This is a genomic window from Caballeronia choica (genome assembly GCF_001544535.1).
Lineage (GTDB): Bacteria > Pseudomonadota > Gammaproteobacteria > Burkholderiales > Burkholderiaceae > Caballeronia > Caballeronia choica.
In genome coordinates, this window is sequence record NZ_FCON02000020.1 from 1 (window position 1) to 13482 (window position 13482).

Here is a 13482-nt window from a genome sequence, read left to right on the forward strand (position 1 = left end):
GGAAATGCTGGTCACGATGCCGGAATCACCGGTCACGATAATCCGGAATTACTGGTCACGCTCGCCCGGAATACGCACTGCGCTCTCGACGGCGCGGCCCAACGCCTTCACGAGAGATCGCAACTGGAGGCCACCGGTGCGCACGCCGGCGAGAGGCACGTGCACGTGTTCGAGATGCCCGTGGCTCACCTTCGGTATCACGCGATCGACCACGACTTCGCAGCACGGCGTCTCGACACGTCCGAGCGATTCGCCGGTCTTCGGGCCCTTGATCTCCACCGATACCATCGCGTACCGTCCGCCTTCCCGACCGACTGTCCGCCCTGGCTCAGCACGACATTGTCGCCCTCGCGCAAGATTACGGACATGGGCACGTCCGCATCAGCGTCACGCTGACCGGGCACACTATGCGTAACGAGTCACACGCCAAGAAACGCCGCGCCGCAGACCACCACGCCTATCGTGGCCACGCCAATCGACACACGTTGCAGCCACCTTTTTCGCGTCAGCAAGGTAATTGCGGCCAGCGCAATCGAAATCTGAATGAGGGTGGTCGCCTGCGCCCACCGATGATGCTGATGCAGGAGGGCCTCGCTCGTCGCATTGTCTTTCTCGACATCTTTCTCTAATGCCTCGGCGTGTGCCCGGATCGGTCCTTTTTCCGCGCTATACCGCTCCACATCCGCCACGAAGCGTGCCCGTGCAGCCGGAGACGATTCGCTGAGCGCTGCTCCGAGTTCAGCAAGATTCTGTTTTTCCCCTTTAGCCTGGTAATAAGCCCATTGATTGGCCGCTTCCGTCTTGTGGATTGCCGCTTCGTTCTTGAAGAACAACGCGAGATTTTCGTTCGCCCCACTCTGATAGGACGAAATGGCACCGATGGTTGCAAGGATCGCGGTCATCACGGCGATGCGCGCGGCGTTCGGATCGGGCGTATGACTGCCCGCATGTTCGACCGCATGATCGTGCGGCCCGTGCACTTCGAATTCATCGGACATGGAAGATCGCGCAAAAAGACAAAAGCTTAACGGATCGTGCGTGCCGGACAAAAATTTCAGAGGACACACCCACCCCCGCGCATAGATCGCCGCGCGCGTACTAGCTGACGATTGCTGACCATTGCTGCCATCGCGCCAACGATGGCATTGTTCCTCGCCTGCCGCCGTTCGAAGGCTAAAGCAAGCCATCAGACACATTGATGGACACAGCCAGGGCCGCGGATAGACTGTTTTGCGACTTGCCCCTCTTATCCCAGCCAGTAGAGCTTTTGGCAAAGCAAACGTCGATAGCACCTCGTCTATAATCGAAGCACTCGTCTCAATTATGGCAGGAGCCCAATTTCATGAGTCAAGCGCGCGAGCGATACTCGGGATCTCGTGACAGCGGCCAGCGCCAACCGCGTCATGTCAAGAAATCGCCAGCAAACCGACAGGGCCAACCCTATGTGAAAGGGTCTCCTCCTCGAGACGCGGCTCAGACTGCGTCCATTTTCAAAACACGATCGTTTCAGTTGCTGGTCGATGCGGTGGGTGCAGAAAACATCGCGATAGGACTGGATTTAAACCTGACGCGACTGGCCGAACTGATGAAGGGCGAGCGCTTCACGCCCGAGACGGCCTTTCACATGGAAACCACACTTGGGTTGCCGCATGGATTCTTTGACCAGCCCAATCCTGTGCTCGCGCCCGAGACCATCGCCCGTTTGAAATCGCCATTGGACATTGTTCAACCGGATGACGAACCAGAAGTAGTCTACGAGACGTTCAGGCCGGCTTCCGCCCCAAAGGTCAGCGAACAGCCATTATTCGAAGATCGTTTGCCAGAGGAACCGGAAATGCCAAAGAAAGCGACTGGCGGGTCGCCAGCGGCCGTCCAGAAGAGTAGAAATTCGGCCGTGCAGCCTGGCGCTCGCACCTCTTTGAAAAGCGCAACTGCGAACGTCAAGGCCTCTTCGAAGGCGAGCCCACAGCCTTCGCTGGCATTAAATGGCAGCGCGGCTGTTCAAAATATCCGGCGCGCCAACCTTCACGTTCTCACGACCCGCAAGGGATCCAAGGTGACACTTGGTGTGGTCATGGGACTTACAGGGTCCAACATGGCCCATCGGCTGTACGGCAAGAAACGCATGGACGATGCCGAAGCGAATCGTTTCACGGAGCGCCTGGGTTTGCCAACCGGCTGGCTGGACACGCCGCGCTCGGAGGCAGAGATCCCGGAATCGGTGTCCCGTTTGCTTGTTCCTGCTTCGCGCGGTAAGGCATCCGAACAGGAACGACGACCGACCACACGTGCCCCTGAAAGCTCACCTGACTCCGCCGGTGATTCGGGAGAGGAAGAGGCGATTGTCGTCAGCCACCAAGATCACGCAGATGCAGACGACCCAATCCCTGAGCTTGCCAGTCCCGCAGTTGCAGAGAGCGATGCCTCGCTTCCTGCGACGCTCGAGCAGAACCCCGGCGCTGCAGCCCAGCAGTTACCCCCGATGCCGCGCTCGTACACTTCTGCGACCAGCCTGGAAAATCTCGACGGTATCGAACCGATAGCCGAGGCGCTGATCAAGACGCTAGCGGGCAAAGCACGCGCTGGCCGATTGGACGAGCTGAAAGCTTTGGAGCTGTTGCAGCAAGCGATATTGCTGTGAGTCGATGGTCGGGGGTAAGAACACAGTCACCCGCTGCCGACGAACAAAACACATCGCACTTCCCGGAATCCGAGGTCGGGCGCGAACGAGAAAACCGTCCCGATTCTTGTCGACGAACTGCGGCGCCAGTCATCGACTGGTCCACGTGTCACCACTTTGTTAGTCGCGATATTTCGGCGCAGGGGTAGTCCTGACCTTTGGGCTCTCGTGTCGACCCATCAGATCCGCGATGCTGATTTGATACTCGTGCATCTTGCGCACGATGTCGGCGAGGGCCGCTTCTGCTTCACGTTGGCGTGCCGCAGTCAACTGCTGCTGAAGCGTTTCGCGCTGCGCAAGTAGTTCCTTGAGGCTAGGTTGCTCTATTTCCATTCCGGGAGATTTGCTCTTTGATGTTGATTCGGGATGCGGCGCAAAGGAGCGCCAGATAATCAGGACGCAGGTCCCACCCAAACTTGCGAGAACGGGCTTGCTTCACTCCAAAGCCGACCTTTTGATTGCGACGACGTGAAGCCGTCGGCCTTTACTTCAAGAAAGTGCACAAACAACTCCTCAGCGTCGCCGTCCAGCGTAATGATGCGGCCCGCTGCCAATTCGTCGATGCGCAATGGACTTACGCGAGCGCCCCGGCGTGGCGAACCGCGGGCGATCTTCGTTATCGATGCAACTCGACATAGACGATGCGCGCGTGCCTCGCTTAACGGTCGAGAAACTCTCTTAGCTTGTCGGCACGGCTTGGATGCATCAGCTTTCTCATCGCCTTGCTTTCGATCTGGCGAATCCGCTCGCGGGTGACGTCGAACTGCTTGCCCAGTTCCTCGAGCGTATAGTCCGACGCGGTATCGATCCCGAAACGCATGCGCAGCACCTTTGCCTCACGCGGCGAGAGCGCATTGAGCGCCTCATCGATTGCGGCGCGCATGTTCGCGTGCACGGCGGCGTCCGCGGGAGACGACGCCGTTGGGTCCTCGATCATGTCACCAAGCGTTGCATCGGCATCTTCCCCGACCGGCGTCTCGAGCGAAACCGGCTGCTTCGCGATCTTCAGGATGCCGCGGATTTTTTCCTCCGGCATCTCCATGCGCTCGGCCAGCACGGCAGGATGCGCTTCCTGCCCCGTCTGTTGCAGGATTTCACGCGAAATGCGGTTGAGCTTGTTGATCGTCTCGATCATGTGCACCGGCACGCGAATCGTGCGCGCCTGATCCGCGATCGCGCGCGTCACGGCCTGGCGCACCCACCACGTCGCGTACGTCGAAAACTTCCAGCCACGGCGGTATTCGAACTTGTCGACTGCCTTCATCAAACCGATATTGCCTTCCTGAATCAGATCCAGGAAGTGCATGCCGCGGTTCACGTACTTCTTCGCGATGGAGATCACGAGGCGCAGGTTGGCCTCGATCATTTCGCGCTTCGCCTGCCGCATCTTCGACTCGGCGGCCATCATCTGCCGGTTGATCTTCTTCAACTGCTGCAGCGGCAGTACCGCGTTCACTTCGATATCGATCAGCTTTTGCTGTTCGGCCTGGATCGCCGGCAGGCTGCGTTCGAGCGCGGCGCCGTATTCGCGCGACGCCGCCGCTTTTTCGGTCCATTGAAGATCGGTCTCGTGACCCGGAAACGACTCGACGAACTCTTCACGTGGCATCCCGCACCGGTCCACGGCGATCTGCAAAATGCGCCGCTCGACCGCGCGCACGTGTGCGACCTGCTGTTGCACATCGGCGCACAACCGGTCAATGGTTCGCGCGGTAAAACGGATCGGAGCGAGTTCGCGCTGAATCTCTTTACACAGGTGTGCGAAGGCGGCTATCCCCTTGCCTTCTGCGACGCTGGCATGCGGCATCTGGCCGAACAACTCACTCACTCGCGCGAAGATAGCGAGGCTGTCGCTCGTCAACTGTTTCAGGCGCGCTTCGTTCGCCTTGTTCGTATCCGCTGCTTCGAGATCGCTGTCGTCATCGGCGTCCGCGTCGTCGACGTCGTCGGTTCTGGCAGTGTCCGTGTTGATGTCCTGTGAAGCAGTCGAGTCCGACCCCGACGGCTCGTCCTCTGTAGTGTCTTCGTTGAGGCCGTCGACCAGTTCGTCGATGCGTACTTCACCGGCCGCAACCTGTTCCGCGCTCGCAAGGATCGTCGCGATCGTCGCCGGGCAGGCCGCAATCGCCTGAATCATCTCGTGAAGACCGTCTTCGATGCGTTTCGCGATCTCGACTTCGCCTGCGCGGGTCAGCAATTCGGTAGCGCCCATTTCGCGCATGTACATGCGCACAGGATCGGTGGTGCGGCCGAATTCGGAGTCGACGGTCGAAAGTGCGACTTCCGCTTCCTCATCAGCCTGGTCGTCCGATACGGCAGCGGGCGCCGCGTCGTTCAGCAGCAGTGTTTCCGCGTCGGGAGCCTGCTCGTAGACCGTTACGCCCATGTCATTGAACGTGCTGACAATGGTTTCTATCGCGGCGGTCTGCGCGAAGTTATCGGGCAAGTGATCGTTGATTTCCGCGTGGGTCAGGTAGCCGCGCTCCTTGCCCAACTGGATGAGTGCGCGCATCTGGAGTTGGCGCTCTTCGTCCTGCAACGCCGTGGACGCGGCGTCCATCGGCAGCAAGACCGCGACTGTCTTGCCCTTCGACGCGCGCCGGCCCGGAGCTTTGCGCGCGGTTGCGGCCGTGTCGGGTCCTGAATCTTCCTGATCGAAACTTCGCATTGACTCTCCTCGAGGTTTGCTCGGCGCTGGCGACAATGGCCATAGACGTCGCGGCCTGCGCGACACGAACAGGGTCACAACGGTAGGCACAGACGGATGCAAGGATCGCAACGAGCAAAGGACGCGGCCCGTAGGAGGCGAGCCGGTTTGGAACGACGCACACGTTGCACGACTACGACGCGCAAAATGCACCTTCGCTCATTATAACAGAAAATTGCTGTGTTCTGCCAATTAGCCACTTGCTTGGCCGCATTTCGCTCGATGACACGCTCTTGTCGTGGGACGCTGAACGATATTGTTAGACGCTCGTCCAGCTTTTCGTGGCACAAGTCTTCATAACGCCCTCCTCGGCTTGCACCTTCCAGGGTAGTCGGCCGCGCGGCGTGGTGCGCATCCGGCTCATCCATCGGTGTGTTGCCGGATGGAAGGTTTTCTCTCAGCGAAACCCACCTTGGCTGCCGTGTCAGAACAAGGTCTCTTGGGTCGCAGAGGCGGTTCTTCGGGTGCCTTCGACTGCCAGACCCGCGTCCCTCAAAAACCCGAGCACGCTTCGCGGTGGCGCGTGCAGCTTCCGCGCGAGCATGACGGCATACCTGTCGACCGGGACACTCGGATGGCAGTCATCGAACGATTCGAGAAGCTCCTGGACAAGGTTGATTGGAATCTTCAGGCCCGCTTGGACAGACAGCACGCGTAACTGGCTCGCCGACAGCGTGGCATGAGACACCCACGTAAGGTCGTCGCCGGTAGCAGGGATCCTGCCCGTCGTCACCACGTAGGTCGGCTCCTCCAGGTTTTCGATCAAGGGCGACAGAGCACCCCGCTCGACCAGACGCTGCGCGTAGTGAAGGACCACGGCTCTCGCGGCCTTTTCCTGAACCGGTTCGACCCAGTACCGTTCGGTGAGATATCGCAGCACGTCGGCACACGCAACTTCACGCACGAGCGAATCTGTGCTCGCTGGCAGGGACAAAGTGACTGAACACATCTGCCTGCCAGACGCGACGATCCACGCCGAACGAGTCCTCCCCAGGTATTTCGATGTCGACATCGGCGGGCCACTGGTCACAAGGCAGCGCCAATTGGGTTTGAAGCACCTCCAGCTGTTCCGCGTGGTTCAACTGCCGGTAGAAGGCATTGTCGGCAAAATCGAGCGGTGACGTCCATGACGAAGGCGCCCGGTTGTGCGCGACACCGAGCACGGACGCGACGTGCGACGCCTCGCCCGGCCACGGCGGGGCGTGTCGCAGTGTTCTCTCCATAGGGACAAGCCACTTCTTGTTCTCAATGGAGTGAAGGACGCACTGCCGTAAGGCCGCCCATCCTTTGATATAAGCGGGGTCCGGCAGGCTGACGACCAATGCCGGCACCTCGAGCTTCTCGACGCGTTCGAGAGGTACTCGAGGCGGCAAGCCTGGAATGATGAATTCCACGATTAGCTGACCCTCTGCAGTCTCAGCGAGAAAGTCAACCGGAACACGAACGACCTCGATGTCGGCTATCGAGTCGGTCCACTGGACGAGCGGAGTTTGAATGCCAACATCCCCCGCTCGGGCCGCGGGCGGCACTCTGATAAAGCGACTTTCCAGAAGAATGTGCTGAGCGGCTGCACGCAACGCGTAATGTGCCGCAAGCGGGCACGTGGTTCCGCACCCGTGCGTGAAATAAGGACGCCCGTCTTCCGGGACTTCAGGCTGCAGTTCTTCGCCACAGGCGACGCAGAAATATACGGCGCGGCTTGAGGCGAAGACATCGCTCGTAGCCACAACATTGGCCGCAGCATCCCTTGCAAAAACGATGCGCGCAGTGGTGAGCATAGGCAGTACCGTTCCGTTTGCACGTTTTCCGGTTTTACAACACATTGATTAAACTTGCCTAATTATTAAGCAAAAAGGCGTTGTGAATTGGAGACGCTGCTGTCGTCACTTTATCGGTCACTTTATCGGTGACACGACAAAGACAGGTATCGAGGTCGGTTGGTGTCGACTCGATTACCGGCGAATTGGCTGCGCTCAGTCAGAAGGTCGAAAGACTGGCCGAGACCGCCCCGCTGATCGATCTCAAGCGTCGCGACGCGGGCACGATTGAATATGAGGCGCGGCGCGCTTTCCGAGACGAGCACGTCGACGGGTGGTCCCGCAGCAGGATCGCGACCATGACGGACTTTGCAACGTAGATGCTGAACCCCTTTTTGGCCGGACCTCTGCTGCCAGCGGCCGCGATAATCCCGATATATTGCTCCAGAAACTATCGTGTGATAATATTTCTGTAGAGATTGGAGGTTATAATGGCATCGAGAACGAAAGATCACGCCGCGGCTGGTCCGACACCGGCGGCCACGCTGTCGAAAGCGGCGGTCCGCGCGGCGGCCGCTCTCCGTATAAGCCAGGCAACGCTAGCTGACGTGCTCGGACTCAGCACGTCTTCCGTCTCGCGACTCGTCGCGGGCACTTACCAACTTGAGCAATCGCGAGGAAAGGAATGGGAGTTAGCGTTATTGCTGGTGCGTTTGTTTCGTTCACTCGATGCCATCGTGGGTCCAGGAGAGAAAGCTCAAGCATGGCTGACGGGCGAGAACACCGCGCTGAATGCGAGACCAATCGATCTCATCCGCTCCGCTCAGGGACTCGTTAATGTCGTTGAATACCTGGACCTCTATCGAGGTCGCATCTGAGGCTCGGCAGCTTATCGAGGATACCTGGCGTGCTGTCGAGGCTCAACATCGCGTCGCGACAATGTCGCTCGTTGACAGTCTGGCCGAACAGGCTCAGCTAGAAGCGTTGCTCGATACGTCAAAACCTCCGATTCCTGCAACGGCCCTCGGACTTCACTGGCTCCTATTCACGCCCTTTCGATATCCGACGTCCCAGCATGGCTCGCGCTTTCGACGGCCTTATGATCCGGGTGTCTTCTACGCCGCCTACGACAAGAGCACCGCGTGTGCAGAGCTTGGCTATTGGCGCTGGCGCTTTCTGACCGAATCACCGTCGCTCGGATCGATCGATACGTTGCCTCAGACGCTCTTCAAGACGACCATTCAGGGGCGCGCGGTTGATCTGCGCCGGCCACCTTTTTTACGCCAGCAGGATGCCTTCGAGAACAAAACCGAGCATGGCTACTGTCAAGCGTTTGCCGGGGTCGCGCGCGAGGCTCAGGTCGACGCGATCGTGTATCGTTCCGTGCGTGATCCAGCGCAAGGTGGATGCATCGCGGTGCTGACGCCCAAGGCATTTGCGAAGAAAGAACCTGTTGCCGCTGAAACGTGGAATTTGTCAGTCACGCTCGATCGAGTCATTTGGCAGAAGAGCGACGTATTGTCGCCCGAGGCGTTCGAATTCCCGGCAGGCTTCTGGAAATAGGCGCTGACGGAATGGATTGGCCTTCTCACGGTCGGCGGGAACTGACATCAGCCTATATTAGGAAATTGCTTTTACCCGCCGTCGCGAGTGGTTCGACCCCGTGAGGCCCACTGCCCATTACTCGACGCCATTGGGAACTGCACCGCTGAGTTCTGCGTCCAATTGGCCGAAATTTGACTCGAAATCGTCGATTTAAGAACGGAGTACCTTTGGACATCTTTTTCTACTGGAAAGACTTCGTATCGGATGTACACGAAGGGCGTATCGGCACGCTCGGAGCCGATACTGACAAGCTCGCCGAACTTCAAGAACGACTGCCGCGCAAGGTATGGACCTTCATTACGCCCAAGGGCATGAAGGGGAAGATTAGAGTTATCGGTTCTATGTGGATCACCGAGGTCAGGCCCGCCAACTTTGTACCCAAATGGCGGCACAACCTCTTCTATGACGCGGCCTCGCCCAAGTCGGTTCTGTTCACGAACTCAGCGAGCGCCGAGAAAATTGAGGAAGTCAGTTCTTACTTGAACAACCGGTTCAATCAAGCCTTCAGATCCAACTTTCAAGGCGAAAAAGGCCTTCACGCGATGGAAGCCGACGTCGTCCAGGGCTTCGAAAAACTCGTGCGAGACTATGAGACCGTTCAATTTATGGAAGGAATAAAACAGACGCTCGGATGAAAAGAACCATCCAATCGCGGACCGCCATGTATGGGATTCGCTATGCCCGCCTCAGACGATGACGAAGGATGCCCCGGCGATATCAGCCGGCTTCCTTCGCATTCCGTTCGCTCATCACTACGTCGAACGCTTGCCGAGCGTCTTTCAACTCCTGCATGGCGGCCCTCTGCATCATCTTGCGTCGGTCCTACCGTGCGAAATCCAGTGACGTCAGTGTAATCGCCTCGGCCGACAATCGACGAGCCTTGTTCGGCCATCGCAACAATCCGCTTTCGGCCATCCGCGAAGGCGCGAAGGAGGCGAGCGTCGTCCGCTTGCCTTGCGAGCCAGAAGTGATCTTCGAGCGCCTCGCGGGCAACCGAACACGGGAGCCTTTTCCCACGGATCTCGATCTCAAACTCGACGGCCTCTCCGCCGTGCGACACCATCGGCAACGGCGCAACTTTCGTGTCCACATCACACCTGTGTGTTTGTTATCAAAGAAACTCGCCGCCGTGTCACAGCGAGCGATTCAAGGTTTGTCATTGCTGAATTCTTTGTGCCGGAAGTCGTCGGTCCTGACATCAAGCAACTACGCCGCCAGCCTGTGATCACAATAAGGCCGCACGTCAGCGCCCGATTTCTCAATCGGCATTTTCGCTAAGTCGAATGACATAACATCGTCACAGTGCTTGGCGATCCGGGGTCCACCTGCAACCATGGAACCGATTCCCAAGCGCCTGTCACAGCGGCAAGCGCCGCCCCTCAGCATTCCGTCGATCGCGAGTCGCGTTCTACGTCGCGTAGGATTCGCGCGCGAAGCCGCACTTTCGCGACGGCGCTCAAGCGTCCAGCGCGGATATTGCAATTTGCGTGTGCAAGCGCCAGATTATCCGGATGGTCCGGTCCGCCCGCGGCCAGTGCGACGAAATGCTCGATGGTTGCTTCCCCTTCTTTCATCGTGCGTCCGCAGTAGAAGCAAGCATTGCCGTCGCGTCGCTGAAGCAGCCGTATGGTGGCGAGCCGCTTTTTCTGTTTTTTTGACGATTGAAGGGTCGGCGCAGTGTTCGCCGCGTCCGCTGCGCTCGACAAATCCGAGTTCGTCCGGTCGATGCGAATGGTGAAGGGCTCCGCCTGCTCCACCCGCGCACGACTACGTTCAACCAGTTGTTGCGCGCGAGCCCGAGTGCACATGGCCAGGGAATTTCCTGAAGCATCGATCACAAAGACATCTCGTTGAAGAGCAGGATCGCCGGATGTGTGCAAGTCGTGGAGCAAGATGGTGATATCGAGGAGCAGACTGTGGGTTAACCGAATATGGCTTAAACGCATCGGTTTCCGCAACGGTTAGGCGAGAAAGTCCAAAAGCCTGAAAAAACCCCCTTGGGCGCAATCACAAAGGGGCTTGGATTCATTTCAGTGTCGCTTAGAGCGCGGCGTCTTTGAGCTTCTTGAGCGGGCGCACTTTTAGTCGCACGGATGCGGGTTTCGCGGCGAACCACTTGTCTTCACCTGTAAACGGGTCCTTGCCGAAGCGCCTTTTCTTCGCGGGCACATCCTGAGCGACGACCTTCAGCAAACCGGGTAGCGTGAACTCCTTAGCGCCCTTCTTGTGGACCGATGCGAGCACCGTCTCTTCGAGAGCAGCCATCAACGCCTTGGCGGCTTTCGGTTCGACGCCCGCGCGCTCGGCCAGGTGGACCGTCAGCGACGCCTTGGTGAACGAATCCTTGATTGGTTTCAGAGGGGCTGGCGCCGCCGCCTTCGCGACAGGAGCCGCAGCTTTCTTCACGAGAGGCGCTGTTGCTTTCTTTTCGACAGCAGTAACGGCTTTTTTCGGGGTCTTCGCTGCAGGTTTCGTTGCACTCGTTTTTGCCATGACGTCCTCATATTCGAAGGTTTGGCCTGAGACCTTCGCCTTTGCATCGTCACCGACATACGCAAAGGGCGAATCCCTCAGGGTGGCGCTAGCGTAGCAACGCAACGGGCAAGTTGCAACAAACGGAGCCCCGAAAATAAAGGCTTTGCGGCCGACGCGACGCAAAAACAACGACCTGTATCCCTTCCGGTTTGGCAACGACCGTATGAGCCGCGTGGCAAAAGGGTGATGCAGGACGATGCGCAGGTGAGATGTCGCAGTTCTGCGCGCCGTTCCCACCCCCCTGCAATCATTCAGGATTGGGTGATGGCCCAAGCGTTTGCCTTAGTCGCACCGTGGTGCGATGACTAGAGAGGCCCAGAAGATTGGCTACCTCCTGGTCGGTGCGGCCGGTGTTCCGGGGCGCGCTGGACGCCGGCGCAACGACGGTCACTCGTGAAATGGAAATTGCGGTCGTCAACGCGCTTGCTGAGCTGGCTCGCCAGGAACAGAGCGATATCGTCGCGACGGCTTACGGCATTCGGGATCTATCGTTCGGGCCGGAATATCTGATTCCGAAGCCGTTCGACCCGCGTCTGATCGTCAAGCTCGCGCCGGCCGTGGCGAAGGCCGCGATGGATTCGGGCGTCGCCGAGCGTCCGATTGAGGACATGGAAGCGTACGAACAGCACTTGCAGCAGTTCGTCTATCAGAGCGGCACGATCATGAAGCCGATCTTCCAGCTGGCACGGGGCGTCGAGCCGGAGAAGAAGCGCATTGTGTTCGCGGAAGGCGAAGAAGAGCGCGTGCTGCGCGCGGTGCAGATTATCGTCGACGAGAAACTGGCCAAGCCGATGCTGATCGGCCGCCCGGTGGTGATCGAGCAGCGCATTGCCCGCTATGGACTGCGTCTGGTCGCGGGTCGCGACGACACGGTCGTGGACACCGACCACGACGAGCGTTACCGTGTCTTCTGGCAGGAATACCACAAGATGATGTCGCGCAAAGGCATTACTGCGCAGATGGCGAAGCTCGAAATGCGCCGCCGCACCACTCTTATCGGCGCGATGCTGGTGAAGCGGGGTGAAGCGGACGGCATGATCTGCGGCATGGTGAGCACGACGCACCGGCACCTGCACTTCATCGATCAGGTGATCGGCAAGAAGAAAGGCTGCAACGTCTACGCAGCGATGAACGCGCTGGTGCTACCGGGTCGGCAGATTTTCCTCGTCGATACGCACGTGAACGTCGATCCGACAGCCGAAGAACTGGCCGAGATCACGATCATGGCGGCTGAAGGAGTGCGTCGTTTTGGTATCGAACCGAAGGTCGCGCTGCAGTCGCACTCGAACTTCGGCACCAGCAACGCACCGTCAGCGCAGAAGATGCGCGATGTGCTGGCGATCCTGCGTGTCCGCGCGCCGCATCTGCAGGTGGACGGGGAAATGCATGGGGGTCTCGCGCTCGACCACAACCTGCGCCGCAAAGTGATGCCAGATTCGACGCTGGAAGGCGACGCGAACCTGCTGGTGTTGCCGAATATCGACGCGGCCAACATCTCGTACAACCTGCTGAAGACGGCCGCCGGCAACAACGTGGCAATTGGCTCGATTCTGCTGGGTGCGGCTCAGCCGGTACACGTATTACCCCCGTCAGCAACGGTTCGCCGGATCGTCAATATGACGGCGCTGCTGGTGGCGGATGTTGTTGCGCTCAAGTAGCTGCGGCGCTCAAATATCAGTTGCGGTATATCTACGCCCTGTCGGAGGACTAGACAGGGCGTACCCGCTTATTCATCTTTGTCGGCAGCGTCGCTTGCCCGCAGGGTGAAAAGGAAATTGCGATTGTCAGCGCTTCGAGGCTTCCATCGCTTTGACGTGCGCCCACCAGCGACCGCCCGAAGGCAAGTCTCTGACGAAAGCGAACGACTTCGCTTCTTCAGCCGACAGTTCGATAAACGATCCTTTCAGAATCGCCATCTGCAGATCGACGACATAGGCGAGCGCCAACGGCCCGTGCTGCTCGCTAATGCCGGTGAGTGTCCCAACCGCGCTGAGCAGCTCCGCATGAAACTGCTTCGCGTGCGCTGCGAGGCGAAGCGCGTCATCCGCGTCGCCGATCGCTTTCATCACCGCGCCACACTGTGCCTGCGTGTCCTCAGGCCCATACTGCGTGGATTGAATCCAGCCCCGCGCGAGCATTTCGTTAAGGACGTCATCGGCCAGGTCTGTGCACGAATAGGCCATAAAAGGCTCCTCGAA

At 58.9% G+C, this 13482-nt stretch carries 15 protein-coding genes and 1 pseudogene; 5 read left to right on the forward strand and 11 right to left on the reverse strand.

Going from position 1 to position 13482, the window contains the following annotated elements; genetic code table 11:
- Positions 1 to 48 precede the first annotated feature (48 nt).
- Together AWB68_RS11665 and AWB68_RS11670 are read right to left on the reverse strand one after the other, a co-directional pair.
- Positions 49 to 279 carry a hypothetical protein gene (locus tag AWB68_RS11665; protein ID WP_125482917.1) on the reverse strand — a complete coding sequence of 77 codons (231 nt, stop codon included), beginning with the start codon at positions 277 to 279 and terminating at the stop codon, positions 49 to 51.
- A 140-nt stretch (positions 280 to 419) separates the two neighbouring features.
- Entirely contained in the window at positions 420 to 998 is a 579-nt protein-coding gene (locus AWB68_RS11670) for a DUF4337 domain-containing protein (protein ID WP_087644509.1), read from the reverse strand.
- Positions 999 to 1342: 344 nt separating this feature from the next.
- Between AWB68_RS11670 and AWB68_RS11675 the strand changes: the two genes are divergently transcribed.
- Entirely contained in the window at positions 1343 to 2641 is a 1299-nt protein-coding gene (locus AWB68_RS11675) for a hypothetical protein (RefSeq protein ID WP_087644510.1), read from the forward strand.
- A 159-nt stretch (positions 2642 to 2800) separates the two neighbouring features.
- Here AWB68_RS11675 and AWB68_RS11680 read toward each other — a convergent pair whose 3' ends face one another.
- The 5 genes from AWB68_RS11680 to AWB68_RS11695 all read right to left on the reverse strand — a co-directional run bounded on the left by AWB68_RS11680 (position 2801) and on the right by AWB68_RS11695 (position 7165).
- Positions 2801 to 3013 carry an H-NS family nucleoid-associated regulatory protein gene (locus AWB68_RS11680; protein ID WP_087644511.1) on the reverse strand — a complete coding sequence of 71 codons (213 nt, stop codon included), beginning with the start codon at positions 3011 to 3013 and terminating at the stop codon, positions 2801 to 2803.
- Between the two features lie 59 nt (positions 3014 to 3072).
- Positions 3073 to 3249, reverse strand: a complete 177-nt coding sequence (locus AWB68_RS48175; RefSeq protein WP_160110000.1) for a hypothetical protein — start codon at positions 3247 to 3249, stop codon at positions 3073 to 3075.
- Between the two features lie 89 nt (positions 3250 to 3338).
- Positions 3339 to 5348 carry an RNA polymerase sigma factor RpoD gene (gene rpoD, locus AWB68_RS11685; protein ID WP_087644512.1) on the reverse strand — a complete coding sequence of 670 codons (2010 nt, stop codon included), beginning with the start codon at positions 5346 to 5348 and terminating at the stop codon, positions 3339 to 3341.
- Between the two features lie 463 nt (positions 5349 to 5811).
- Positions 5812 to 6291: a hypothetical protein gene (locus AWB68_RS11690; protein WP_087644513.1), complete on the reverse strand. Its 480-nt coding sequence runs from the start codon at positions 6289 to 6291 to the stop codon at positions 5812 to 5814.
- A complete protein-coding gene (locus AWB68_RS11695; protein WP_087644514.1) occupies positions 6284 to 7165 on the reverse strand; it encodes a hypothetical protein in 882 nt (293 codons plus the stop codon). The genes AWB68_RS11690 and AWB68_RS11695 overlap by 8 nt, the downstream gene beginning before the upstream one ends.
- A 470-nt stretch (positions 7166 to 7635) precedes the next feature.
- Between AWB68_RS11695 and AWB68_RS11700 the strand changes: the two genes are divergently transcribed.
- The 3 genes from AWB68_RS11700 to AWB68_RS11710 all read left to right on the forward strand — a co-directional run bounded on the left by AWB68_RS11700 (position 7636) and on the right by AWB68_RS11710 (position 9384).
- Positions 7636 to 8022, forward strand: a complete 387-nt coding sequence (locus AWB68_RS11700) for an MbcA/ParS/Xre antitoxin family protein (protein ID WP_087644515.1) — start codon at positions 7636 to 7638, stop codon at positions 8020 to 8022.
- A complete protein-coding gene (locus AWB68_RS11705) occupies positions 7982 to 8707 on the forward strand; it encodes an RES family NAD+ phosphorylase (RefSeq protein ID WP_087644516.1) in 726 nt (241 codons plus the stop codon). The genes AWB68_RS11700 and AWB68_RS11705 overlap by 41 nt, the downstream gene beginning before the upstream one ends.
- Before the next feature lie 209 nt (positions 8708 to 8916).
- Positions 8917 to 9384, forward strand: coding sequence for a hypothetical protein (locus tag AWB68_RS11710; protein ID WP_087644517.1), 468 nt, complete (start codon positions 8917 to 8919; stop codon positions 9382 to 9384).
- Here the strand turns inward: AWB68_RS11710 and AWB68_RS51350 are convergent.
- The 3 genes from AWB68_RS51350 to AWB68_RS11725 form a co-directional block, all read right to left on the reverse strand.
- Positions 9348 to 9812, reverse strand: a complete 465-nt coding sequence (locus AWB68_RS51350) for a DUF1488 family protein (RefSeq protein WP_087644518.1) — start codon at positions 9810 to 9812, stop codon at positions 9348 to 9350. The genes AWB68_RS11710 and AWB68_RS51350 overlap by 37 nt on opposite strands.
- 316 nt (positions 9813 to 10128) lie before the next feature.
- Positions 10129 to 10695 carry an HNH endonuclease gene (locus tag AWB68_RS11720; RefSeq protein WP_087644519.1) on the reverse strand — a complete coding sequence of 189 codons (567 nt, stop codon included), beginning with the start codon at positions 10693 to 10695 and terminating at the stop codon, positions 10129 to 10131.
- Between the two features lie 94 nt (positions 10696 to 10789).
- Entirely contained in the window at positions 10790 to 11242 is a 453-nt protein-coding gene (locus AWB68_RS11725) for an HU family DNA-binding protein (protein ID WP_087644520.1), read from the reverse strand.
- A gap of 392 nt (positions 11243 to 11634) precedes the next feature.
- On the opposite strand from AWB68_RS11725, the pseudogene AWB68_RS11730 reads away from it, so the two are divergent.
- Positions 11635 to 12942, forward strand: a pseudogene (locus tag AWB68_RS11730) (phosphate acyltransferase); the annotation flags it as partial.
- A 126-nt stretch (positions 12943 to 13068) separates the two neighbouring features.
- On the opposite strand, the gene AWB68_RS11735 reads toward AWB68_RS11730, so the two are convergent.
- Entirely contained in the window at positions 13069 to 13467 is a 399-nt protein-coding gene (locus AWB68_RS11735) for a hypothetical protein (protein ID WP_087644521.1), read from the reverse strand.
- Positions 13468 to 13482: the final 15 nt, after the last annotated feature.